Origin of the sequence: Sorangium sp. So ce1153 (assembly GCF_051521595.1) — a bacterium.
Taxonomy (GTDB): Bacteria; Myxococcota_A; Polyangia; order Polyangiales; family Polyangiaceae; genus Sorangium.
Map to the genome: position 1 here is coordinate 13298651 of NZ_CP150361.1, position 25320 is coordinate 13323970.

General features: G+C 73.1%; 17 protein-coding genes. 6 read left to right on the forward strand and 11 right to left on the reverse strand.

Annotation, left to right across the window (positions count from 1 at the left end; translation table 11 throughout):
- Positions 1-453 precede the first annotated feature (453 nt).
- From WME85_RS48500 to WME85_RS48535, 8 genes are all read right to left on the reverse strand, one after another.
- The gene (locus WME85_RS48500) at positions 454-2745 is read right to left on the reverse strand and encodes a sulfatase-like hydrolase/transferase (protein WP_437831831.1); all 2292 of its coding nucleotides are present in this window, start codon (positions 2743-2745) and stop codon (positions 454-456) included.
- A gap of 129 nt (positions 2746-2874) precedes the next feature.
- Positions 2875-6612, reverse strand: coding sequence for a response regulator (locus tag WME85_RS48505; protein ID WP_437831833.1), 3738 nt, complete (start codon positions 6610-6612; stop codon positions 2875-2877).
- A gap of 177 nt (positions 6613-6789) precedes the next feature.
- Positions 6790-7881 (reverse strand): isocitrate/isopropylmalate dehydrogenase family protein, encoded by a 1092-nt coding sequence (locus WME85_RS48510; RefSeq protein WP_437831836.1) that lies wholly within the window; start codon positions 7879-7881, stop codon positions 6790-6792.
- Between the two features lie 17 nt (positions 7882-7898).
- Positions 7899-9011, reverse strand: a complete 1113-nt coding sequence (gene ald, locus WME85_RS48515) for an alanine dehydrogenase (RefSeq protein WP_437831838.1) — start codon at positions 9009-9011, stop codon at positions 7899-7901.
- 166 nt (positions 9012-9177) lie between these two features.
- The gene (locus WME85_RS48520; protein ID WP_437831841.1) at positions 9178-10797 is read right to left on the reverse strand and encodes a DUF4388 domain-containing protein; all 1620 of its coding nucleotides are present in this window, start codon (positions 10795-10797) and stop codon (positions 9178-9180) included.
- Positions 10798-10815: 18 nt separating this feature from the next.
- Entirely contained in the window at positions 10816-12705 is a 1890-nt protein-coding gene (locus tag WME85_RS48525) for a diguanylate cyclase domain-containing protein (RefSeq protein WP_437831844.1), read from the reverse strand.
- Positions 12702-13499, reverse strand: coding sequence for a diaminopimelate epimerase (gene dapF / locus WME85_RS48530; protein WP_437831847.1), 798 nt, complete (start codon positions 13497-13499; stop codon positions 12702-12704). Before dapF ends, WME85_RS48525 begins: the two co-directional genes overlap by 4 nt.
- Positions 13496-13834 carry a DUF167 domain-containing protein gene (locus WME85_RS48535; RefSeq protein ID WP_437831850.1) on the reverse strand — a complete coding sequence of 113 codons (339 nt, stop codon included), beginning with the start codon at positions 13832-13834 and terminating at the stop codon, positions 13496-13498. The genes dapF and WME85_RS48535 overlap by 4 nt, the downstream gene beginning before the upstream one ends.
- Before the next feature lie 254 nt (positions 13835-14088).
- Between WME85_RS48535 and WME85_RS48540 the strand changes: the two genes are divergently transcribed.
- Entirely contained in the window at positions 14089-14844 is a 756-nt protein-coding gene (locus WME85_RS48540; RefSeq protein ID WP_437831853.1) for a hypothetical protein, read from the forward strand.
- Positions 14845-14874: 30 nt separating this feature from the next.
- On the opposite strand, the gene WME85_RS48545 is transcribed toward WME85_RS48540, so the two are convergent.
- Positions 14875-15489, reverse strand: a complete 615-nt coding sequence (locus WME85_RS48545) for a hypothetical protein (RefSeq protein WP_437831854.1) — start codon at positions 15487-15489, stop codon at positions 14875-14877.
- Between the two features lie 185 nt (positions 15490-15674).
- Between WME85_RS48545 and zapA the strand changes: the two genes are divergently transcribed.
- From zapA to bioD, 3 genes are all read left to right on the forward strand, one after another.
- A complete protein-coding gene (zapA, locus tag WME85_RS48550; RefSeq protein WP_436623338.1) occupies positions 15675-16004 on the forward strand; it encodes a cell division protein ZapA in 330 nt (109 codons plus the stop codon).
- 216 nt (positions 16005-16220) lie between these two features.
- A complete protein-coding gene (locus tag WME85_RS48555; RefSeq protein WP_437831857.1) occupies positions 16221-17240 on the forward strand; it encodes an aminotransferase class I/II-fold pyridoxal phosphate-dependent enzyme in 1020 nt (339 codons plus the stop codon).
- Positions 17237-17932: an ATP-dependent dethiobiotin synthetase BioD gene (gene bioD / locus WME85_RS48560; RefSeq protein WP_437831860.1), complete on the forward strand. Its 696-nt coding sequence runs from the start codon at positions 17237-17239 to the stop codon at positions 17930-17932. The genes WME85_RS48555 and bioD overlap by 4 nt, the downstream gene beginning before the upstream one ends.
- 2141 nt (positions 17933-20073) lie before the next feature.
- Here bioD and WME85_RS48565 read toward each other — a convergent pair.
- Complete coding sequence (locus WME85_RS48565) at positions 20074-20721, reverse strand: ATP-binding cassette domain-containing protein (protein WP_437831862.1); 648 nt, start codon at positions 20719-20721, stop codon at positions 20074-20076.
- Positions 20722-20754: 33 nt separating this feature from the next.
- Positions 20755-22110 (reverse strand): serine/threonine-protein kinase, encoded by a 1356-nt coding sequence (locus tag WME85_RS48570; protein WP_437831864.1) that lies wholly within the window; start codon positions 22108-22110, stop codon positions 20755-20757.
- A gap of 743 nt (positions 22111-22853) precedes the next feature.
- Between WME85_RS48570 and dnaN the strand changes: the two genes are divergently transcribed.
- Positions 22854-23984, forward strand: a complete 1131-nt coding sequence (dnaN, locus tag WME85_RS48575) for a DNA polymerase III subunit beta (protein WP_437831866.1) — start codon at positions 22854-22856, stop codon at positions 23982-23984.
- On the forward strand, positions 23981-25132 hold the full coding sequence (gene recF / locus WME85_RS48580) for a DNA replication/repair protein RecF (RefSeq protein WP_437831869.1): 1152 nt from the start codon (positions 23981-23983) through the stop codon (positions 25130-25132). Before dnaN ends, recF begins: the two co-directional genes overlap by 4 nt.
- Positions 25133-25320 lie beyond the last annotated feature (188 nt).

Below are 25320 nucleotides of genomic sequence, written 5' to 3' on the forward strand. Positions count from 1 at the left end.
CTCTCACGGAAAGATGAAGCGCCGTCGAGGCGCTTTGCCCTGTGCGGTTGGCGGCGTTTGCGCGAAACATGCCAGGCGCCCGGCGCGCGCGGAGCGAGCGCATCACGCGCACGCCAGCGCGCGCGGGGCGAGCGCGGGGCGAGCGCGTCACGCGCACGCGCGGGCGCGGGCGTACGTCGCTGGGCCCTGCGCGCGGGGCGCCGCGGCGCGCGCGGAGCGGGGCATGATGCCTCGGAGCGAGGCATCGTGACGTTGCGAATCGCGCTCTCGCGCGGCCGGCGCGACGTTGTGGACGCCCCCGCACGCCCCCGCTCGCGCTGCTCGCCCTGCTCTCGCCGCGCGCCGGCGCGACGCTCGGGCGCCGTCAGCGGGCTCTCCGGCTCTCGCTCTCCTCTTCCACGTTCCGCGTTCCGCGTTCCGCGCGTCAGGCCGTGAGCGCGCGCGGCGCGGGCCTCATTGCGCGCCCCAGACGTTGAGCACGGCCGCCGTCTCCGCGTCGATCGTGGCCGGCTCCCGCTGCGACACGGGCGCGCGCACGGACAGGTCGAACGTGACGATGCGCCGGAACAGCGCCATGGTGGCGAGCGGCATCACGTCGCGGCGGTTGAAGGCGCAGGTCGGGTCCACCTCGAGGTCGCAGAGAAAGGGGGGAACGCCGAGCCGCCCCGAAAGCACGAGGTTGCCCCAACGCGCGGAGTAACGATCGCCGAGGGCGGCGATCTGGGGGTCGCGCTCGACGCCCTCGAGGCCCGAGGCGACGGACGCCAGATCCTTCCCGAGCGGTTTGCGGGCGAACGAGAGGCCGAGAGAGGCAATGGCGGTGCGCGCGATGTCGATGATCTCGGTCGGGGCAGAGACGCGCTGGCCGGCGTAGAGATCGCCGGGAAAGTGGACATAAAGCGGGAGCGTCAGGACGGGCTCCTGGAGGTCGAGGCCCTCGGCGTAGAGCGCGGCGTCGGAGCGGCCGCTGGCCAGATCGCCGGTCACGATGAAGAGGGTCTCGTCCCACAGGCCGGCGGTCTTCAGGGTCCCGATGAGGTTGCCGAGGGCCCGGTCCTGGCCGGCGAGCGCGATGGTGACGAGGTCGCGGACGCGGTCGCGATCGTCGGGGCTGAGCACGTCGCGGCGCCGGTTCCGCAGCCTGGCCAGCACCTGCGCGGCGCGGCGCGGCTCGATCGGGCCGGCGTAGTCGGCGGGCTTGAGGGCGTTCAGCTCCTTCGGGCTGACCTCCCAGGGCGGGTGGCCGCCGCGCGCGTGGACGAACGCGAGCAGGCGGTTCCCTGCGTCCTGGCGGACGGTCTCGCTGATCCAGGCGGCGGCGGCGTCGATCGGCGTGGTGGCTGGCTCGCCGCTCGTCGGGGGGTGCTCGAGGACACGGGACCAGCCTGGCCCGAACCCGAACGCCCGGAAGGTGGTGGGGACGCCGGTGAAGAGCCCGGTCCGAACGCTGCTGTCGCTCGCGATGGCGCCGATGGTGGTCATCCGCGCGGGGAGGCGCGCCCCGGTGTCGGTGACTGTATGAGCCGACGGCGGCAGGCCGGTGAGCAGCGACGCGATCACGGAGGACACGACCGTGCTCGGCGCCCGGTGGTGATCGAACGTCGTCGCCGACGTGGCGAGATCGGAGAGCGTCGCGAGGCTCGGCTCGGGGTGACCGCTCCAGGGGGGAAGATCGGGCCGCTCGACCCCGTTCAGGGCGACGATCACGACGGCGCGCGCCGCGGGCACGGACGGCGGAGGCTCGGGCGATCCGGCGAGGACGGGGTCGCCGAAGAGGACGCGTCCGCCGCGGGCCGAGGCCGCGGCGCGGAGCTCGAGGGTGATGAGGGAGCCCGCGAAGGGCGCGAGCGGCAGCTCGACGTCGGTCCAGGTCGCCTTGTCGCCGCCCTCGACGTGGACGCGATGGATCACGAGGGGCTCCTGGCCATCGCGCAGGACGCGGATCTCGGCGTCTCCCTCGGCGGAGCCCTGCACGCCGACGGCGGTGCGGAGGCGCGTCGCCCTGGAGGGGCGGAAGGCGCAGCGGACGGCGCCCGGGGCGCGCAGCGCGATGGACCGGTGCGGGACGCCCGACAGCGCGGCGGCGGGCGCGACGACGTCGCGCAGGGTCGGGGGGCCATAGGTGGCCGGGTCCTCGTCGGGGATGCCCACGCGGATCCAGTCGATGTCGGCGAACGACTCCCCCTCGCGGAGCCGGCCGGAGAACCGGACGGTGAGGGTGTGCAGGCCGGGGTCGGCCGGGAGCGTGGTGGTCGGGGTCGAGGCGATGCGGATCTGGTCGCGCTGGAAGCGGAGCGTCCCGAGGAGCTGGTCGTCCAGCGAGACGGTGGCGTAGCGGGAGGCGAGCCCGACGGCGCGGGCGGATACGAAGATGGGGCTCCCGGACGGCAGGATGAACGTGAGCTTGATCTGCCGCTCGGAGATGCGGGCCCAGGTGGAGCCGTCGTGCTCGACCGCGTTGATGCCGGTCGGCGCGGAGGCCTGCCAGGCGAAGCGGCCCAGGAGCGCGCCCGCGCCCGTGTCGAGCAGGAGCCCTCGGTGCTCGAGGTCGCAGCTCGGCAGCTCGTCGACGAGGTGCACGAGCTCGCGCGCCGGCGGCAGCGGCGCCGCGGCGGGGGTGGCCGACGCCGCGACGGCGCCGGCCGGGAGGTCGCGCGGCCTCTCGCAGCCGGTACAGCCGGAGAGGAGCGCGCTCGCGGCGGAGAGGAGCGTGAGCGCGGCAGAGGGACGGAGGGTTCGGATCACGCGGGCGCGCACGGGGCGTGCTCTACCACGAGCGGCGTTCCTTGCCTCTGGCAGGGCGTCCAGGGCGGCGCGAGCTCCTCGGCCGCCTGGACGGCGCCCGGGCGGCGCTCGGCGGCGCCACGGCGGCGCTCAGCGGCGCCACGGCGGCGCGATGCGGAGACGGGTGAGGCGACCGGCCTTGACCAGCGCGAAGCGCACCCGCTCCTCGTCGCGGAGCTTCGCCCTGATCTCGTAGGCGCCGCCCTTGGGCGCGAGCGGCAGCTTGACGCTGCCGGTACCCACCGGCCGCCCATCGACGAAGAGCTCGTCGCCCGCTCCCGCGATCACCTCCAGCACGCCGTGGCCCTCGGGCACCTTGTGCTCGGCGGTCAGCGGCAGGTCCTCGGGAAGCACGGGGTTGGTCGTCGTCTCGCCGACAGGCCCGGCGGCCACGCCGGCCGGCACGGCCGCTGCGGCCGGAGCGGTGGCGGCGGCCGGCTGGGCGGCGCCCGGTACGCCGGCGGCAGCCGCGAGCTCTGCCGGGGGCGGGGCCGGCGGCTGGGCGGGCGGCGGGGGGCCCTGCAGCTCGTGATCGCGCGACAGCCGCGCGCCCACGGCGAAGACGAACGCTGCCACCGCGAAGAGCACCCACATCGTCGTGCGGTTGTCGCGGGCCGGCGGCTGCTGTGTAGGCACGTAGGCGGACGGACGGCGCACCCGGCGCGGCGTCGGCGACTCGTCGATCGCGGGCGCCGGGGCGGGCGGCGCCTTGAGCGCGGCTGGCGCGGGCGGCGCCTTGAGCGCGGCTGGCGCCGGAGGCGGCTCCTCGATCACCGGCGGCGGCGGGAGCGAGCCCAGCGTGACGAGGCGCTCGGGCTTCGGGTACTCCAGCGCGGGCAGCGTGGCCCCCGGCCGGCGCGGCGCCGGCGCGACGCCCGGCACGGCCGGCGTCACGCTCGCCATGGCCGCGGCGTCGCCCGGGGTGGTCCACGTCGCGCGCGCCCCGAGCACCTCGCCTTGCAGCTCGCCGAACTCCCGCGGGACGCGGGCGCTGGCCAGCGCCCTCGCCTCGGCCCTGCGCGCGCTCGCGAGCGTTGTCGTCTCGTCCTCTCCGTCGACGGACACCACAGGGATGGATAACGCCGAGCCAGCCGCGGACACCACCGAGATCGGCGCCGCCGAGCTGGGCGCCGACATGGCCGAGATCGGCGCTGCCGAGCTGGGCGCCGCCGACACCAACGAGATCGGCGCCGCCGAGCCGGGCGCCGACATGGCCGAGATCGGCGCTGCCGAGCTGGGCGCCGCCGACACCAACGAGATCGGCGCCACGGAGCCGGGCACCACCGTGACCTGGTCATCCTCGAGCTCGCCCGGCGCCCGCGACGACGCGACGGCGGCGTCGCCGCCGAGCTCCGGCAGCAACGCCGCCGCCGGAGCCGCCCGCTCCGCGCGCCGCACGCCGCGGAGCGTCTCCTCCTCGTAGGACACGGCGGGGGCGAGCAGATCGTCCCCATCGCGACCGATCACGCGCCGCACGCCGCCGCGCGCCGCCACGTCGTTCAGCACGTCCTCGACGAGGCTCGAGGCGAACTCCCCCGAGGTGATCACCGACCGCGGCGAGACACCCCGCGCGAGCGCCCTCAGGAGCGACCGCGCCGGCTCGGGCGTCGCGTCCGCGGTCGCGCCCATCCCCTCCAGATCGAGGATGACGCGCTCGACCTGCATCAACGGCGGCCCGTGGAGCAGCCGCTGGGCAGCCCGGGCCGCCGCGATCGCGGGCACGAGCTGCTCGGCGAGCGTCCCCTCGAACCCGGGGCGCGGCGGCGCCTCGAGCTCGCTCTCCGGCGCGGGCGCCACGGCGAAGCGGCCGGAGCCGACGCCGAGCAGCGCCGCGAGGACCGAGGGCCCGCGGTGGAACGTCCCGTCCTGCGCCGTCCGCGTCGCCCCCGCGGGCCGGCCGTCCTTGATCAGCACCTCGTACAGGAACGCGGCGTCGCGCACCGACACGAGCGCGTCGGGCCGGTGCGCGCACGACAGCGACAGCAGCGTCCGCGTCGTCATGCCGTCGAGGCGACCGCGGACCTCTCCGCCCGTCGCGATGCGCTCCGCCACGCGCCGCCTGCCCCGCAGGACCTCGTGCACCCGCTGCACGAACGCCGCCGCGCTCGCCTCCTTGCGGAGGTAGCCGTCGGCCTGGGCGCCGAGCTCGCGGAGCCGCTGGAGCAGGTCCTCCTTCCAGGACAGCAGGATGACGGGCACGTCGCGCAGCGCCACGTCCCGCTTGAGCGCGCGGCAGAGCGCGAAGCCATCGAGGCGCGGCATGAGCACGTCGCTCACGACGAGATCCGGCGTCGTCTGGTAGGCGAGGTCGAGCGCCCGCGCGCCGTCGTGCGCCTCGTGCACGGTCGCCCCCGCGGCCCGGAGCACGCCGGCGAGGAACCACGTCACCGCCGGATCGTCGTCCGCGACGACGATATCCATCGCGCCGAGCGCCGCGAGCCCCGGCGCCGCGGCGACGCCGGCCCCGCGCGCCGGCGCCTTCGCGCGGATCTCGCTGTGCGGCCTCGCGCGCTCGCCCTCGGGCGCGCTCGGCGCCGTCATCCACGGCGCGAGCGGCAGCGCGCCCTCCGGCCCGTTCGGCGAGAACCGCACGCCGCCCTGCGAGCGGATCGTCACGAGGTCGCGGATGCGCGCCACCGCGCCCCAGAGCGCCGCGAGCACCTCGGCGCCGTCGCCGAGATCCACGTTCGCCCCCCGGCTCCTCGGCTCTGCGGCCTCGCACAGGCCCCGGCGCAGCTCCTCCGCGAGGCGCGCCCCGAGCTCGTCGAGGCTCACCGCGCCGAGCGGACCGCGCGCCGACCCGCGCGCCGTCTCGGGGCGCACGCAGGTCGCCGCCGCCTCCGCGGCGGCGCGCCGGAGCGCGTCGGGCGACACGGGCCTCGCGAGCGCGCGCGCGGCGCCGAGCGCCACGTAGGGGGCCGCGTCCTCTGGCCGGGCGAAGCGGCCGACGGCGACGACCGGCACCAGCTCGGTCAGCGGGTCGCCGGCGAGCGCCTCTGCGAGCGCCCGCGCTCCCGGCAACTCGGCGTCGAGCAGGACCACGTCCGGAGCGAAGGCGCGCGCGAGATCGATCGCCGTCTCCACCTCGTCGGTGCGCTCCACCTCGAACGACGGTCCCACGTCGGCGTCCCCTGGCTCGAGCGCGTCGGCGAGCGGCGCCGCGCCCACGACGAGCACCGTGATCGGCGCCTCGAGCGCCGCGGCCCCCGGCGCCGCCGGCTCGGCGAGGCGCGCCGCCGGCTCGGCGCGGCGCGGGGCGGATGGGCTCGGGCCCGCGTCCTCCTCGTCGTCGAGCGAGAGCGGCTCGGGCGCCAGCGCGCGCCCGTTGCTCACGCCCGCGATCCAGGTCGTGCCCTGGGCCTTCGCGCCGGCCGCCGCTTCCGCGGCATCCTGCCGGGCTCCGGCGCCGCGCGCGTTCGGCTGGGCGGCGGGCGCCGCGTGCTCGCGCGACGCGGGGGGCTGCTCGCCCATGGCCGACTGCCCCCAGGCCAGGGCGGGCAGCTCCTCGAGCACCTGCCGCAGCGCCGCCGCTGCCTCGCCGGTCAGCCGCGCGCCGCTCGCGGCGACGAGCTGCGACTCTCCCTCGGCGAGCCGCTCGGCCACCCGCGCGAAGCGCAGGAGGCGCGCCCCGGCGCCGAGCGAGTGCAGGCGCCGCTTCAGCTCCTCGACGAGCCGCGGGGCGTCGTCGTCCGCCTCGATCCGCCGGACCATCGCGCGGAGCTCCGCCACGCGGCGACCCAGGTTCGCCACGAACTCGGCCCGCGCCCCGCCCAGCCGCTCGTGCCGAGCCTCGCCCGCTGCATCGCTCCGCGGTCCCGCGTGCTCCACCGCCCTCGATCCTACGCCCATTGGCGGTCCCGTATCACAGGAGGATCGGACACCCGAACTTCTCGGCGATCGAGCCCGCCCCGCCGGCGTCACAGCGCCGTCCGGTCACCTCGACCCCGGTCAGCTCCGCGGCGACCAGGGCCCGCGCCGGCGGCGGCTGCCGGTCCCCCGGTCACCTCACCCTGGCCCCAGCTCCGCGGCGATCTGCTCCCGGACCCAGGCCCCTGCGGCGCGCGTGCCGAGCGTGCCGCCGACGTCGGCCGTGCACATCCCCTGGTCGAGCGCCTCGGAGACCCAGCGCTCGATGCGGCGCTCCTCCTCGGGCCACCCGAGGTGGGCGAGCAGCAGCCCGGCGGTGAGCATCGCCGCGAACGGGTTCGCGACGTCCTTGCCGGCGAGCGGCGGCGCCGACCCGTGCACCGGCTCGAACAGCGCGACCCGCCCCGGGTCCGACGCGTGTACGTTCGCGCTCGCGGCCATGCCGAGCCCGCCCTGCAGCGCCGCGCCGAGGTCGGTCACGATGTCGCCGAACAGGTTGTTCGTCACGATCACCTGGAACTGCGACGGATCCTGGATGACGTACAGGCAGAGGGCGTCCACGTAGACGTGGTTCGACTGGATCTCCGGGTACTGGGCGCGCACCTCGTGGAAGACGCGCAGCCAGAGCTCGTGCGCGTGCCGCATCGCGTTCGACTTGTCCGCCATCGTGACCCGCGTCCGCCCGTTCGCGCGCGCGTAGTCGAACGCCGCGCGGATGATCCGCTCGACGCCCTTCCTCGTGTTGACGTCCTCGTTGATCGCGACCTCGTCGGGGGTGCCGCGCTTGAACTGCCCGCCCATCCCGACGTAGATGCCCTCGGTGTTCTCGCGGAACACGACGAAGTCGATGTCCTTCGCCGTCCGGCCCTTGAGCGGGACGAGCCGGTCCGACAGCGCCCGGACGGGCCGCACGTTCGCGTAGAGGTCGTAGCCGAAGCGCATGCCGAACAGGATGTCGCGCGCGTGCTCCAGGTTCGGCACGCGCGGGTCCCCGAGCGCGCCGAGGAGCACCGCCGAGCACTCGCGCTGGATCGCGACCTGGATCTGGTTCGGGAACGTCGTCCCGTCGCGCAGGTACCGGTCGGCGCCGAGGTCGAGCTCCCAGAGGTCGATCGGCAGCCCCGCTCGAGCCTGGTAGAGCTCGAGCAGGAGCTTCGCCTCCGCGGTGACGGACGGACCGATGCCGTCACCGCCGATGATCGCGATCTTCTTCTTCTTTCCGGCGGCCACGTCGTCGCGCTCCGGGCTCAGCCGAGCGCGCGTTCGACCGGCACGTACTCCAGCCGGTGCGCTGCCGCGACCGGTCCGTACGTGACGTGCCCGCCGTGGGTGTTGATCCCGAGCGCCACCGCCCGGTCGGCCTTGGCCGCGGCGAGGATGCCCTGGTTGGCGATCGCCACCGCGTAGCCGATCGTCGTGTTCGTGAGCGCCCAGGTGCTCGTGTGCGAGACGGCGCCCGGCATGTTGGTGACGCAGTAGTGGACGACCCCGTGCACCTCGTAGGTCGGGTGGTCGTGGGTCGTCGGGCGGCAGGTCGCGATGCAGCCCCCCTGGTCGACGGCGACGTCGACGACGACGGTCCCCTTCTCCATGCGGCGGATGAGGTCCTCGTTCACGAGCTGGGGCGCCTTGGCGCCGGGCACGAGCACCGCGCCGATCACGAGATCGGCGCGCTCGCACATCGTCTCGATGTTCTCCGCGTTGGAGTAGAGCGTCTCGATCGCGCCCCCGAACACGTCCTCGAGGTAGCTCATCGTCTCGGCGCGGACGTCGAGCACCGTGACCTGCGCGCCCATCCCGACCGCGATGGTCGCCGCGTTGCGCCCGACCACGCCGCCGCCGAGGATCACCACGCGGCCGCGCCGCGTCCCGGGCACGCCGCCGAGGAGCACGCCCTTGCCGCCCCGCTCCTTCTCGAGGCACGAGGCGCCCACCTGGACCGCCATCCTGCCGGCCACCTCGCTCATCGGCCGCAGCAGCGGCAGCGAGCCGTCGTCGTGCTGGATCGTCTCGTACGCGACGCCGGTCACGCCGCGCCTGGCGAGCTCCTTCGTCAGATCGGGCTCGGCGGCCAGGTGCAGGTACGTATAGAGGAGGAGACCCTGGCGGAAGTGGCCGTACTCGGAGGGGAGCGGCTCCTTCACCTTGACGACCATGTCGGCGCTCCATGCCTCGGCCGCCGACCTCACGATGAGCGCGCCCGCGCGCCCGTAGGCCTCGTCGGAGATCCCGCTGCCTTCCCCGGCGCCGGACTCCACGAGGACCTTGTGCCCGTGCCCGACCAGGGCCCGGACGCCCGCGGGCGTCATGCCGACGCGGTACTCACGTGTCTTGATCTCCTTGGGGACTCCGATAAGCACGATCGCGCTCCTCTCCCCGCCGGACTGCTGGAGGCGAGGCGTGGCGACGATAGCAGAAAGCTGCTGCTGCAACGCTGCAAGCGGCGGCCGCGGCGGCCGCGGTCGTCGCTTTACAGGGCGAGAAACCCGGGAAAATCCGTTCCAATCGGGCGCCCGTGAGGGCGGGTCACACGCCCGCGGCGGCCTCGAGCGCGGTGCGCACCAGCAGCGTGATCTGCCCGGGAGAGGCGAGATCGAGCGGACCCATCATGGCCTCCGCGTCGAGCAGCAGGAGCTCGAGCGCGTCGCAGTGCGCCGCCAGCGCTTCCTTCCCTGCATCCCCGAGCCGGACCACCGCGGCCGCGCCGTGCAGGGCGAGCGGCCAGGCCGGCGCGAACGTCTCTTCCGTGGGGAGGCCGACAAGCGCGAGCTCGACGTTGTCGCCGAGCCGGATCACCCCGAGCGGCCGCGGCAGCGGCGCGTTCGGCGGGGCCTCGGCGGGCACGACGGCGTCCGCGATGCGGCGGACCGCATGGGAGAGCGTGATCATGCGGCGCGCGCTGGCGGCGATGACGAGGTGCGGCGGCGGCGCGAAGCCCGGCCGGGCCAGGCGCGTCACCAGCGACCGGAGGACCGGGAAGTGCTCCGCGGGGGCGAACGGCGTGGTGAGGTCGGCGAGCGAGATGCGCCGGACCTTCCCGGCGGCCGTGAGCTCCATCAGGACCTCGAGGATGAGGAGGTCCGGCCCGCCGATCTCATCGAGCAGCTCGTCCAGGTTGTGCGGCATCTGGAGCAGCGCCGTGATCTTCTCGGCCACGATGGCGCGCTCCGTCGGCTCGCCGATCGACGCCGGGGGCGGCGCCGTCGGGTAGCGCAGCGACTCGAGCGTGAGCGCGGCGGACTCGGCCGCGCGCAGCGTCGGCGGCGGCGGCATCGATCCCCTGGCCGCGCCGGTGGGCAGCAGGGCGGAGGTCACGTCGGGCACCCCGGCGTCGTCCGCCTCGGCGTCCTGGACCGAGATCGGGCTCGCACCGAAGGTCTCGTGGCCGTGGAGCGGCGGCAGGTCGAGATCGTCGCTCGACGGCTCGGTCACGAGGAAGGCCTCGCCGGACGGCGCGATCTCGGCGCGCCGGCGCTGGACCTCGTCGACCTGACGGAGCGCTTCCATGAGGAGGCGCGAGGTGGGCGCGATGATGCGGCGCGCGCTCGTCGGCTCGCCGGGGGAGAACGCGAAGTGCCCGTCGCGCTCGCCGAGCAGGCGGTACAGCGCCTTCTCCCCCTCGAGGCGGCGGTAGACGGCGTCGATCACCTCCCCCGCCGAGATCCGGAGCTCGCCTGCGCCCGCCGGCGTGGTGATCCCGAGCACGCCGCTGCGGCGGTTCATCGCGAGCAGCTGGAGCAGGTCGACGAGCGGCACCTGCTGGAGGTCGCCGCGGATCTCCTGCGGCGTCGTCGGCCTGGAGCCGCGCGGGGACGCCTCCGTGATGCGCGAGACGATGTGATCGACGTCGCTGCGCAGGACGTCGTCGGGGCCGAGCTCGCTGTCGTCGCCCTCGTCGCGGTCGACCAGGAACAGGATCGGCGTGTCGGCGAGATCCGGGACGGCGGCGAACGCGTCCGCGAGCGCGCTGTCCTCGTCGACCGCCCGGGCGGCGAGCACGACGTCGGGCCGGCGCTTGAACGCCTGCTCCACCGCCTCGAAGGCGCCGTTCGCGTTGTTGACCGTGAGACCGCGCGCCCGCAGCGCCGACGCGAGCGCGCCGAGCGCGTCCACGTCCGAATCGACCAGCAGCACCCTGCGAGACACTGGATCACGCCTCCGAGATCAGCCGAAGACCCGCAGCCCGACGGCGCGACCGAGCCGCTCGGCGAGGAAGTCCGCGAGCAGCGGATCGGCCGCGTGGATCCCCTTCACGAAGCCCCCCTGGTTGCGACCGACCAGGGCATACGCGCCGTGCTCTGCAAGGACGCAGAGCGCCTCGATGTCGTCGCATCCTGGCGAGGACCGGAGGTCGAGCGTGTGCACCACCACGTCCTCGCGCGGCGAGCCGAGCAGCGTGCGGATCTGCGCTCCCAGGCTGAGCCCGTCGTGGTGCGCGACGAGGATGAACACGGCGCCCCCGCGGAGCGCGTTCCTGACCACCGAGGTCGCGAGCATGACCGCGTCGGCCACCGGCAGATCGAGCGAGCGGGGCGCCGAGACGGCGAAGGGCACCTCGGCGGCCGGGGCCTCCCGCACGAGCAGGCTGAAGATGTCGCCGATGCTCCGCCGGTCCTGCGGGATGCGGTGGACGATCGAGGACTTGGTGGCGTCGGCGCGCCGGCGGGCGATGCGGAGCAGCTGCGCGAGCCCCTGCCCGTCGTGCGGGAAGGTGGCGACCCCGACGAGCAGCCCCTTGGGCAGGTACCCCGCCCGCTTCTCGCTCCCGGCCACGCGCGCGAGCATCCGGCGGTGGCAGGCGTGGGCCTCCAGCCCGGCCGTCTCGGGCATCAGCAGGTGGAACTCGTTCTCCTCGACGCGCGCCAGGATGTCCGTGTCGCGCACGGCGCGGAGCAGGTGCTCGGCGACCTGGCCGGGATTGAGCGCGCCGGAGGGGGGCGGCGGCGGCGTGGTCCTCCAGAAGGCGACCTCACCCGGGCGCTCCGGGGCGGCCGACGCGTCAGCCTCGATGACGATCGTCGCGATCGTGAACCGGCGGCCGTAGCGCCTCGCCTTGTCGATCTCGCGGCCGGCGACATCGACGTAGTAAGCGAACGAGTAGGCGCTCGTCGCCGGGTCCTTGATCGCGGCGCCGCCCGTCGAGCGCTCGCGCTCGCCGAGCAGGGCGAGCGCGGTCGTCGCCTGCGTGGCGAGCAGCTTGACGAGGCCGTCGAGGAGCGGCGCCCGCCGCGACGTCGAGGCGCTGCTGTCAGGGCGCCTGACCGACGGGAACGCCGAGCTGCGGCCGGGCTCCTTCTGGAGCAGGAGGTGCCCCGCGGTGAGCCTGCGGAGGGCGAGCGGGACGACGACGAGCTGCTCGCGCCGCGCGAAGTCGAGGATGTCGGCCTCGGTGCCGTATGCCGGCGCGCGGTCGAGCGGCCCGGTCAGCGCGGCGCGGGCCAGCTCGCTGGAGCGCTCCCCGACGGTCAGGTACACGGCGCCCGCGGCCGCGCCGGTGGCCTCGACGAACACCTCGGCGAGCTGCTGGGCCGCCGCGCTGCGGTCGCGCGCATCGGCGAGCTCGGCGACGCGCGCGATCCACCCGGCCGCGCGCGCGCTGCGCGCCGACTCCTGCTCGAGCTGTATCCGGAGCGCCCGCTCGCCGAAGCGCTGCCGCACCGAGCCGAGCGCGTTCAGCACCTCGTCCCCGCCGAGCGGCAGCAGGAAGAGCCCGGCCCCGCCGAGCGCGACGGCGTGCGCGCCCGACTCGAGCTCAGCCCTCGTGGCCAGCGCGAAGACGGTCGCCTCGGGCGCGAGGGCCTTCAGGTGGTGGACCATGGCGAGGCCGGCCCCGTCGCCGAGCCCTACATCGATGAAGGCGACGTCCGGCGCCGCGGCCTCGGCGAGGGCGATCCCCTCCGCGAGGTCGCCGGCCAGCATCAGCTCGTCCGACGTGATGACCCGCGAGAAGAGCGTATGGGTCGCCTCGTCGGCGATGACGGCGAGCACCTTGAGCGAGGTATCGTGGACCGGCGCCCGGCCCGGGCTCCAGACCCCCTCGAGCGAGGCGGTCACGCGATCACCACCTCGCCGGAGAACGCCCGGCGCGCCGGGCCCTGCATGAGCAGCTCCAGCGACCCGGCGGCGACCGTGATGCGCAGCGCGCCGCCGGGCAGCACCACGCGCAGCGGCGCTCCGTAGGGCGCGCGGCCCTGCGCGCACGCGGCGGCGGCCACGGCGCAGGCGCCCGTGCCGCACGCCAGCGTCCGGCCGACCCCGCGCTCCCAGACGGTGACGTCGATGCAGGCAGCCTCGCCCCGCTCCGCCGGTCGCACGCGGCAGAACTCGACGTTGATGCCCCCCGCCGGCGTCGTCGCGACGATCGGCCCGAGGTCGTCGATCGCCTCCTCCGTGTACGGATCGAACGTCACCGCGTGCGGATTGCCGACGTCCACCGTCGCGAACCGGTGCTCCGCGCCGAGCGCGGTGACCGCGAGCGGCTCGCCCATGCGCGCGCGGCCCATGCCGACGACCACGTCGAAGCGGTCGCCTGCCCGCGAGACCTCGCACCGCTTGTCGCCAGCGTCGGTCGCGATGGAGATCGCCCTCTGCGGGGTCCCTCGGGAGACGAGGTAGGCCGCGACGCAGCGGATGCCGTTGCCGCACATCTCCGGGCGGCTCCCGTCGGCGTTCCAGACCTCCATGCGCGGCCGCTCGCGATCGATGACCAGCACGCCGTCGGCGCCGATGCCGAACCGCCGGTCGCAGAGGCGGCGCGCCGCCTCGGCGGTCATGGGCGCCGCCTCGACGAGGATGAAGTCGTTGCCAAGACCTTCCCACTTCTCGAACCGGACGACGTTTTCCTTCATCGCTTCGCCCCGGCGAGCCGCTTTCGCGCCTCGGCCTCCCTGAGCCCTCGGACGGAGACGACCTTGCTCCTGCCGCTCGCGCCGAGGGCGATCTGGACATCGCTCTGGCGCACGTCGAGCGCGCGCGCGAGCAGCTTGACGAGCTCCGCGTTCGCGGCGCCGTCGACGGGCGGCGCGGTCAACGCGACGTCGAGCGCCCCTTCGCGGACCCCGACGACGGCCGAGCGCGACGACCGCGGGCGCACCTGGACCGAGATGCGAACGCCCTCGTCACGCTCGGTGATGGCGAGGCGACCCCAGTCGTAGTCGGCGCCGCTCTCCTCGGGTTTGCTCATCTCGCCGTCGGCATCGTAGCGTATCTGGAGCTCACGGGTGGTTCCCGCGAGGCGCGGTGACGGCGCTCGCCAGACGGCCACCGCGAATTTGCCGCCCGGCGGGCGGACCCGCTACTCTTTTCGCCGGGCCGTCGGTCGCCTCGCGCAGCCACGATGGGGCGGCGGCGACTCGCGCCAGCGGTTTCCGATGTTCGCCGCTGATGCTCAATTCCGCGGTGGAGGCGTTTGCCATGACTGATGAAGGAGAAAGGTCCGTGAACGCATCGCGCGGCCTCGCGACGAGGTTATGTGCGCTCGCGCTGCTCACGGCGTCGGGCGGCCTGCTCGCGTCCGCATGCGCCGACAACGAGAGCAGCCTGTTCGTCCGGATGCGCATGGCGCGGAGCGGGGACTGCACCGTGAGCTGCAGCCCTGGCGAGGCGTTCTGGACCGAGGACGCGATCGACGCCGCCTACGTGGGCAGCCACAGCGCGACGATCCTCGTGGGCAACCAGATCGTGGAGCGCGGCGACTCCGACGTGCTCCGCACCGAGACGTCGCGCGTCCAGCTCTACGAGGCCGAGGTCCGTGTCTTCGACATGGAGGGCAACGCCGTGAACGAGGGGTACGTGGTCCCGATTAACGGCGTGGTCGACCCCGGCACATCCAGCGACGCCGGCTACAACTGCACCGAGGTGCTGCTCCTCGACGGCGCCACGATGGACACCCTGCGCGTCCAGGCCGCAGAGCTCCGACGCGACATCGAGGTGGTGACGACGATGGTCGTGCGGGGCAGGACGCTGGGCGGGCAGGAGATCGAGACCGCCGAGTGGTCCTACCCCGTCAGGGTCTGCTTCGGCTGCAGCCGGTGTGTCGACACCATCCCGCCGATCTGCTGCTCCGACTCCTCGAGCGAGGACTGCAAGGACCAGGAGGACGTCGAGGGCTCCTGTCCCGGCACGCGAGGCACCCAGGACTGCCGCAACCTGGGACAGACATGCGCCCAGCACATCGCTGACTTCGGCCTCTGAGGCTTCCTGGACGGGGGCTGCACCGAGCCTTCACGGCGCCGGGGCAGCTCGGCGCACCGGCGCCGCCTCGGATGACGGCCCCTTCAAGGCGTTGATCGCGTAGACGAACGGCAGGGCCAGCAGCGTCACATCGAGCTGGGCCGCGAGGACGACCGAGGTCTCCCTGGAGGGGCCGAGGCCGAGCCGCATCTGGGCGAGCAGGCCCGTGCTCATCGAGTACGGCGAGTGGAAGTTGTAGCTGCGCGCTCCCCAGAAGACGGCGGCGGCGACCCCCGGCTCCACGCCATCGGCGTCGTCGCTCCAGCGCCCGTAGATGCCGGTCGAGAGGACCAGGGGAAGCACGTCGAGGACCGGCGCGAGCGCCGAGATGCCGGCGCCTACCTGGATCTCGTCGAACGCGTGGGTGAGCACCTCGGCATAGGGTCCGACGCCAAAGTCGTCGTTGGCGGCGCGGCCGAAGAGGACGTCTCCTCGCACGCCGGCGTGGAAGACGGTCGCGTCCCACAGGCGCCGCTCGAGGCCAGCGCCGGCGACGCCCAGGGTGACACCGGCGCTCGCCTGGGGTTCGGCGCGGGCTGTGCGGTGCGCGAGGACGACCCCCAGGAGCGCGGCCATCAACGCAGCGGGGCGGGCCGCCGTAGCCATGATGGTGCGATGCTACAGGGCGCTGCCGCGGAGCGCGCTCGAATTCTGTCGTCGGCGCCTCTCGCGGTGTGCTCGGGGCGCGTGTTGACGGCGCGTGTTCCGGCTCCAGACGGGCGAGTCGCTCCGCGGGTGCGGTGCAGCCCGCCCTCCGCGCGGGGTGTGGTTCATGGTAGCGTCCGCGGGCTATGGCGCGCCGCACCGTGCAGCTACGGGTGGGGGGTCAGACCTACCGCGTGGTGACTTCCGCGAGCGATGAGGAGCTCCAGCGGCTCGCTGCTGTCGTCGATCAGAAGCTCGCCACGGTCGTGCCCGCCGGTCGCTCGGTGACGCCGCAGGCCATGTTGCTGGCCGCTATCGCGCTCGCGCACGACCTGGAGCAGGAGCGGACCCGGACGGCCGCGATCGCGGTGCGCGCGCGCGACGCATTTGGACGTATCCTGCAGCGCGTGGACGCGGTGCTCGGTGCCGGCGCGGATCCCTCGTCTTCCGGCGAAGCGAACGACAGCACGCCCTGAGCCTGAGCCCCCGGACGAGCCAGGGCGATCCTTGCTGACCGGCCCTGCCTGCTGACTGGAGATGGCATGCCTGCATCCGTGGATGAAGCTCCTCGTATCCCCCGCCTCCTACAAGCCGAAGGACTCAACGCCCTTCGCCATCTCGAGGACGAGCTCGCCGAGCTGAGACGCGCGGGCCTTCTCCGCGCGCCTCCCGCTGCCGCTGCGCCCGCTGGGATGCTGGTGCTGTGCTCCAACGACTATCTGGGCTACGCCGGCCTTCCCTGCTCCGTGGGCGACAGCATCTCGAGCGGTGCCGGCGCGTCCCGCCTCGTGAGCGGGAACCATGAGGCCCACCTCATGGCCGAGGGAGCGATCGCCGGATGGCTCGGGACGGAGGCGGCGCTGCTGTTTTCGTCGGGGTACGCAGCCAACGTCGGCACCGTTGCCGCGCTGGCCAGGCGCGGGGATGTCATCGTGTCGGACGCGCTCAACCACGCATCGATCATCGACGGTTGCCGCCTCTCGGGCGCGACGGTGGAGGTCGTACGCCACCTGGACCTGGAGGCGACCGAGCGTGCCCTCGTGCGTGGTCAGAGCGCGCGCCGTCGTTGGGTCGTCACCGAATCACTCTTCAGCATGGATGGGGACACGCCCGACCTGCGGCGCCTTCGTGAGCTCTGCGATCGACACGACGCCGCGCTGATGGTCGACGAGGCGCATGCCCTCGGCATCTGCGGGCCGCGCGGTACCGGCCTGTGCGCCGAGTCTGGCGTGCGCCCGGACGTCCTCGTCGGCACGCTCGGCAAGTCGCTCGGGCTCCACGGCGCCTTCGTGGCGGGCTCCGCGACGCTGCGGACTTACCTCTGGAACCGCGCCAGGAGCTTCGTTTTCTCGACCGGGATCAGCCCCGTGGTGGCGCTCGCCGCGGTGGATCGCGTCGGTCGAGCGGCGGCCGACGATGCGGGTCGAGCGCGGCTGGCGATGGCCACCGACCGGCTCCGAGCTGGACTGCGCGCGCTCGGAGCCCCGCTGCTTCCAGGGTCGTCGGGGCCCATCCTCCCCTGGATCCTGGAGTCGGCGGGGGCGGCGGTGGAGATGTCCCAGCGGCTGGCCAGGGAGGGTGTCCTGGTCCAGGCGATCCGACCGCCGACCGTTCCGACCGGCACCTCGCGGCTCCGCATCACGGCGAGCGCATCGCTCTCCGAGACCGACGTCGAGCGCGCCCTGGCGGGGTTCCGCGAGGCGATGCGATGAGGGGCCGAGCTGTTTCACGTGAAACAGGGCAGCAGCGGGTCGCGGTCGTCGGAACCGGGACCGGGGTGGGCAAGACGCATGCGTCCGTGGCCCTGGTTGCCGCGCTCGCAGCTCGAGGCGTCAGCGTTTGCGGTCTGAAGCCGATCGAGTCGGGCGTGGACGGCACCTCCATCACGGATGCCGATCAGCTCGCCCTCGTCAGCTCGGTCCGCCCTGACCTGGCGCCGTATCGTTTTCCGGAGCCGCTTTCCCCTCACCTCGCCGCCCGGCGCAGCGGCCGCGCCATCTCGCTGGAGCACGCGATCGCCTGGGTGGACCGGCAGCAGGCGTCGCTGGCGATCGTCGAGAGCGCCGGCGCGCTCCTCTCCCCGCTCGGCCCCGGGTTGACCAACGCGGACCTGGTTCGCGCCCTGGCACCCGACGCCCTCGTGCTGGTTGGCCTGGACCGGCTGGGCATCCTCCACGAGGTCGCTTGCTGTTTGCTGGCCTTGAGGACGCTCGTGCCTCGCCTGCCGCCGGCGCTGGTAGTGCTGAACCCGCCGGCTGCTCCCGATGCGTCCACCGGCACCAACGCCGGTGAGCTCGAGGCGCTCGGCATCAGCTCGGGCGTCGTTGCGATGCCCCGCGCCGATCCCACAGCGCCGCCTTCGCGCGCCGCCGCGCAGCTTGTCCTGACGCGCCTCGGTCTCTGAGCAAGCCGACGCGGCCCGTGCAAAGGTGCCCTCCTCGGACCCGAGGAGACGCCGTACGGCTCCGCGGATCTGTGCTCCCCTCCCCTCCCCCTCTCCTTACAGTCCGGTAAGGCGAGCTGTCTCCTCGCGTTCGACCTGCGACCGCGTCGCTCGTGCTGCGCGCGGGAGAACGTCTTGCGACCCACGCCGAGAGCGTCGCCGTGCTTCTCTCCCCTGGTGGACCCAGGTTGAGCAACCCAAGCCCGGTGCGCGCGCACGGCGTGGTACGTCGTCGTGCTGTTCTGCGGGCGGTGCGGACACTCGCACCGCCCCTGTCGACGGCTCCGGTGATGCTGAACCCGTCGGCGCTCCCGATGCGTCGACGCGCACCAAGGCTGACCTCTCGAGGCACTCAGCTCAGCTCGGAGAACATGGTGGTGCCGCGCGACGCTCCCGTACGCTGGCGTCGCTTGCTGAAGCGCAGCTTGCTTCCTCCCGCATGCGGACGTGGGCCCGACGGCCGCGTCGCACCGCCCCTGTCGACGGCTCCGGTGATGCTGAATCTGTCGGCGCTCCCGATCGCCGATGCGCACCAAGGCCGACCTCTCGAGGCACACTGCTCAGCTCGGAGAACATGGTGGTGCCGCGCGACGCTCCCGCACGCTGGCATCGCTCGCTGAAGCGCAGCTTGCTTCCTTCTGCATGCGGACGTGGGCCCGACGGCCGCGTCGCACCGCCCCTGTCGACGGCTCCGGTGATGCTGAACCTGTCGGCGTTCCCGATGCGCCGATGCGCACCAAGGCCGACCTCTCGAGACACTCAGCTCAGCTCGGAGAACATGATGGTGCCGCGCAACGCTCCCGAACGGTGGCGTCGCTCGCTGAAGCGCAGCTTGCTTCCTTCCGCATGCGGACGTGGGCCCGACAGCCGCACAAGTGGGCGCGGCGGTTGGTCGCACCGACCGGACCATGCGCACGGTGCGTACGCTCTCGGCCCACCAGGTGCGCAAATCAATCTGAGCGGAGCTCGGGCGACATCGGCAACCGCGGCTGCACCCGGGGCATGCCCGGTCGGATCACGAGGTACCTCGTCGGCCGCCAGCGAGGCACTCAGCCCGAGGTGGTCGCGTTCATCGCGCGCGAGCTCGGCATCGACATCGAGCAGCAGACGCTCCGCGGTTTCTTGACGCTCAGGGCCTCTACGTCTTTTCGCCCGGTTCACGATCGCGCGGACGCGCACGTCGCGCGCCCACCTCATCGGGCGCACCCACGTCGAGGGCGCCCTCTTCCTGCTGCCGACCGCGCTCGCCCTGAGCCGCGTCGCGGAGCGCACGATGGCCAGGACGCTGGGAAGCGTGGAGTTACCCCAGGCGCCATCGGCCCGACCGTCCTGAATTTTGCCAAGGACCGCTCGCGCTCTGCGCCTGGATCGCTGCGCTCGCCCGGAACACGCTCCGCGCCCTGGGCGATACCCTTTTCCGTCGCTTTCACTTCGCCCACCCGCGCACGTTGTGCCGCTGGGTCCTGAGGTGCGACGCCGACCTGATCTCACGCCCTCGAACCTGCTCGTCGTGCTGGCCTTCCTGCCGCGTCGAACGTGGTCCCGCCCGCTGGTCCAACGGTTCAATGCGGCCGAGATCGGCTTGCCGTGGCTCGACGGGCGGCGCGTCGTGATGGGGTTCGCTGTAAAGGGCCGCGCGCTGTCAGACGCACGGCCTGTACCGCCAGATGCCGCGGCAGCGGGTTCTGGTAGCGCGGAGGCTGCGGAAGCGTTTGGTGCTCGTGGCGCGCATAGCCGACTCCCGAGGGCGCATCGGTCCCATCGTCACCTCCATCAGAGCGCTCCACGAGCAGACACGTCACTTCTCAGTCTGTTTGCGGGAGGTGTCGTGTCCCGGATCTTCGCTGCAGTGTCGAGCACGTCTGCAAATGCACGGGTCATGCTCGAGACGCGAGAACGAGGAGGCATTACCTCCAGGCTCATTCCGGGCTCACCTCCATCGCCATGCTCGCGGCTGTCCGGCGGTCCTACAGTCGCATGAGGGTGCCAGCACGGTGGCGGATGTCAGCGCCGGTCGACTTCGGGCAGGTCCGGTCGACCGTCGCGCAGACGATCATCCGATCGTTGTTTCACGTGAAACAGCGGGGACACTTCTCCAGGGCTCACGAGGCGTCGGTGACGACGCGCCCCCGCTCCAGCACCAGACGGGCGGCAGCCCGAGCTCGGAAGACCTCCGGCTCATGCGACACAACGACCACGGCGGCGCCTCGCGCCACCTCCGCCTCAACCACGGTGAGCAGCCGCGCTACCCCGGAGCGGTCCAGGCCCGTGGTGGGCTCGTCCAGCAGCACCAGCGACGGATGATGCACGAGCGCTCGCGCCAGCGCGATGCGCTGCCGCTGGCCGCGCGAGCACGTGCGGAGAGGCCTTAGCGCGAAGCTCCCCAGCTCGAAGCGCTCCTCCGCGTGACGCCACGCCTCCTGGGCGTCGAGCCCGTGGAAACGCGCCGCCAGCTCGACATTCTGCCGGCCGGAGAGATCCGGATACGCCAGCGACTCGTGCGACAACCATCCGATGGTGCCGCGGGCCAGACCGGCATCCTCTCCGAAAGGCTCGTAGAGGACCGTGCCCGACGTGGGACGAACCACCGTGCCGAGGATGCCGAGCAGCGTCGACTTGCCCGACCCGTTCGCGCCTTCGATGAGCGTCAAACGCCCTGCCTCGATGGTCGCGTTCACCCCACGCAGCGCCGCCGTCGTGCCGTACGTCTTCACGACGCCACGCGCCACCACGCGCTCGACCGTATCCACAGCGCTCACCTCGCTCCTGTGCTCACGCTTCTGTCAGCCCTGGTCGCCGCCTCGCGCGCGCCCCTCACCCCGGACGACCGTCGGCATGTCTTCCGGAAATGGAGGCGGATCGACGACGGTCGCCTCGGTGTCCTCCAAGAGCTCCGCGCCCTTCCCCACCGGGCCCAGCGACGGGATCGTCGGCCTGTCCTCCGTCTCATCCTCCCGGTACTGCGCATCCACCATCTCAGGGGCCGGCTCGCTCCGCCGGCGCGCAGGAACGCTGCCGACCCCCGTGTCGAGAACCCGCGACGGCCACACGCTATGGCGCAGCTGCAGGCCGTTGCCGACTGCCGGCCGCGACCCCTGCCGCCCAGGCTCCGCCGCCTTGCGCGAGGTCGCGACGACCACATTGCCGGCATCGGCCGCGCCCCTGTCGCCCCCGAGTCGAGAGAACATCATCGTCGCGTCGTCGTTCGTCTCCTCGACGATGCTCCGCACAGCGAGGCGCTCCGGCCGGCGCCGCTGCGAGACCGGCGCCTGGTTCCTGAAGCGACGTAGCGCCTCCTGGAACTCCCGCGCGCTCTGGAACCGCTCCTCCCGCGCCTTGGCCAGGGCGCGATCTACCAGACGTGAAAGGCCAGGGGGAACCGTCGGATCCAGCTCGGTCACCGGGCGGTGCCAGATGGTGAGGATCTGTACGAGCAGGGCGTTGTAGTTGCGCGCCACGAATGGGCGCTGACCCGTCAGCGCCTCGTACAGGATCACGCCCACAGCCCACAGATCGAGCCGGTGGTCAAGCTCCACGTCCCCTCGAGCCTGCTCGGGCGCCATGTAGTAGGGCGTGCCCATCACCATGCCGGTGCGGGTCAGATCCATCGTCCCGTCCACGCCCGCGGCCTGGGAGATGCCGAAATCGAGCAGCTTGGCAATGGGCAACATGCCTGCTCGCTCCGAAAGGAAAATGTTCTCCGGCTTCAGGTCACGGTGAACGATCCCGCGCTCGTGCGCGGTCACGAGGGCCGAGAGGACCTGGAGCATGATGTCGACGAGCTCGCTCGGCGGCACGGTACCGCAGCGCTCGATCCGCTGCGCCAGCGTCTCCCCGCGCAGCCGCTCCATCACGAGGTACGGGCTGCCGTCGGGGAGCCGGCCCATGTCGTACACCTCGCAGATGTTCGGGTGACCGATCCGCCCCGCGATGCGCGCCTCGTGCTCCAACCTCGAGACCGCCTCGCGCTTCTGCGTCTCGCGCGGGTGCATCACCTTGACGGCGACCAGCCGCCCGATCTGGAGGTGCTCGGCCTCGTAGACCGCGCCCATGCCGCCCTCCCCGATGATCGCCGTGACCCCGTACTTGTCGCCGATCACATGGCCGAGCAGCGAGCGGCTGAACGAGCTCGCGCTCACGGCGTCGCCCGTCGGCCAGGCCGTGATCCGCGAACCGGCGCTCGACGGCAGCGGGGGGCGGGACGCCAGGGCGCGACGCTGCGGAGGCGGCGGGGGCGCTCCCGGCGCCGGTCGAGGCTCCGCGGCGGATCCATTCCGGCGGGAAGCAGGCGCCGGCCTCGGCGGAGAGGCCGCGGATCGTGGAACAGGCTCGAGCGGAGCCGCCGCTCGCCTCGCCCCGCGCGAGGACGGAGCCCCGCCCCCGTCAACGACGAGTCCGGTCGCTGGACACACGACCGCCGCAACGTCGTGGTGGTTACCGCAATGGACGCAGCGCACCGAACTCAAGTCCGTACATTTTGAAATACTCCATCCAGGCGCCGCTCGGAACTGCACAGCGCATCAGGACAGCGCGCGGCGGCTGTGCTCGGCTACCTATTCCCGCATTCGTCGCGGGGGATCTTGGGGATAACCCCATCGAGAACCCTGGGGACAAAGCGGTGGAGAAGCGCTGCCCGTCAGCTATCCCCTGTCCTCCTACCCCTGAGGACGGTCCATTTACCCCAGGGCGCTCGCTTCCAAGTGATGAGAATTGCTCGGCATTCTGAGTTATCCCCGCCCTCCACAGCGCCTACGACGAAGACGTTGTCTTTACCTATCTATTTCATGGAAAGAAGAGGCGTCGCGCAAGGTCACCGGAGCGATCATTTCCGGTCCACGCCCGGACGATAACCCTGCTAAAGGGAGCGGCTCCGGAGTCGGCCATGGACCTTGTGATCCCCAAAAAAGATCTGCTTCGCCTCGTCGCGCGCTGCCAAGGCGTAGCGGACAAGAAGAGCGCCATGCCAGCGCTCGCCAACGTCCTGCTCGCCGCAGAGGGCAACGCCGTCCGCGTCGCTGCGACCGACCTGTACCTCGGGGTGACTGGCCAGACGCACGCGGAGATCAAGACCGGCGGCTCGGTCGCGGTCCCGGCCAGGGACCTGCTCGAGCGCGTGAAGGCCATGCCCGATGGCCCGGTCCAGATCACCACCACCGAGGGCGCGCACACGTCGCTCAAGGCGGTCGGCTCGCCGCGCCGCTACACCCTCCCCGGGCTGCCCGGCTCGGAGTTCCCGCAGCTGCCCGCCCCGGCGCAGGACGCGCCCTCGCTGGAGCTGCCCGTCGAGCAGCTCGCGCTGCTGATCACGCGCACGCACTTCTCGATCTCGACCGACGAGACGCGCGCCCACGTCAACAGCGCCCTGTTCGAGTGGGCCGGCGATCGCGTCAGGATGGTGACCACCGACGGCCACCGCCTGTCCAAGATGGAGGCGACCGTCTCCGGCAGCTCCGCGACGGCCACGATGCTCATCCCGCTCAAGGCGATCAGCGAGCTCCGCCGGCTCGCCGAGGAGGCGCGCGCCGAGAAGGAGACCCCGATGGTCGCCATCACGCAGAGCGGGCCGAACGCGTTCTTCAACATCGCCGGGATGCAGTTCTCGGTGAAGCTCGTCGACGCGCAGTTCCCCCCGTACCAGCAGGTCATCCCGTCGGTCACGGAGCGCTCGGTCCGCGCGCCCCGCGTCGCGTTCGCCGAGGCGCTCAAGGCCATCGCGCTCGCCGCGAACGACCGCACCGGCGGCGTGAAGCTGTCGATCGCGCCGGGGACGCTCCGCATCACCAGCGAAAGCCCGGACACCGGCGCCGGCTTCGACGAGCTGCCCGTGGACTACAACGGGCCCGAGGTCACCATCGGCTTCAACGCCAAGTACTTCCTCGACGTGCTCGCCGCCATCGACGACGAGGAGGTCGTCCTCGGCATCTCCGGGGAGCTCGACCCGGCCGTGCTCCGGCCCGGCAGCGAGTCGAACCAGCAGAGCTACGTCGCCGTCATCATGCCGATGCGGATTTGAACGCGCCCCCCGACGAGCTCACGGGACGAACCCCGAGCCTGCTCCTCGAGCGGCTCACTATCCGCGAGTTCCGGAACCTCGAGCGCGTGGACGTCGAGCCCGCGCCGCGCCTCAACGTCATCGCCGGCAACAACGGGCAGGGCAAGACGAGCCTGCTCGAGGCGATCTACTTCGCCGCCACGTCGAGGAGCTTCCGCACCGCGCGCGCTGCAGAACTCGTCCGCCACGGTGCCGCCGTCGCGAGCGCGCGGGCCCGCTTCGTCGAGCGCCGGGACGCGCTCGCGCCGCTCGCGCGCGAGCAGACGGCGGCGGTGGAGCAGAAGCGCTGCGTCGTGCGGATCGACGGCAACCGGCCCCCGAGCCTCGCGAGCTTCGCGACGCGCTCGCCGGTCGTCGCCTTCCACACGGAGGAGCTCGCGCTGTCGACAGGACCCGCGAGCGCGCGGCGCACGCTGCTCGATCGCCTGGCGCTGTTCATGGACCCGCAGAGCGCAGACCACCGCGCCCGCTACGCGCAGGCGCTCCGCGCGCGCCACGAGCTGCTCCACCGCGGCGCGGGCGCGTCGGCGCAGGCGAGCTCCGAGCTCGATGCCTTCGAGGAGCTCTGCGCCCTCCACGGCGCGGCGCTGACCCGCGCCCGCGAGGCCGCCGTGCAGGCGCTGGCGCCGGAGCTCGCGCACGCGTTCGCCCGCATCGCGGCGCCGGACCTGACGCTGGCCGCGCGCTACGCGCCGGGCGGCTCCGGCGACGCCGAGGAGGCGCGCGCAGCGCTGCGCGAGCACCGCCGGCGCGACGCCCACCGGCCGAGCGCCGGCTTCGGGCCCCACCGCGACGACCTCGCGCTCGAGCTCGACGGGCACCCCGCCCGCGTCGTCGCGTCCCAGGGGCAGCACCGGGCCCTCACCCTCTCGCTCAAGGCAGCCGAGACGGCTGCCATCGCTTCCGTCCGGGGCGTAGAACCGATCCTCCTGCTCGATGATGTGTCGAGCGAGCTCGACCCGGATCGGACCGCGGCGCTGTTCACGTTCCTCGGGCTGGCGCGCGGGCAGGTGTTCCTGACGACCACGCGGCGCGATCTCATCGTCACCCCGGGCATCGCTTCCTCGGAACGGCGCGATTTCCAGGTCGAGGGCGGCGCCCTCAGCTGACGCGCGCCGCGGCCGCGCGGCGTCCAGGCGCGCCCACGCGGCGCCAGGCGGCGGCTCCGCAGGGGCCCTGACACGGCGCGCCGACACGGCACCGCGACCGCGCGACGGTCAAGAGACGCGTTGATCCCGCCCCCCAGCGCGCGAGTTCGAATGCTCCGGACGCGCCCGCGCGAGCCGCTGAAAATACG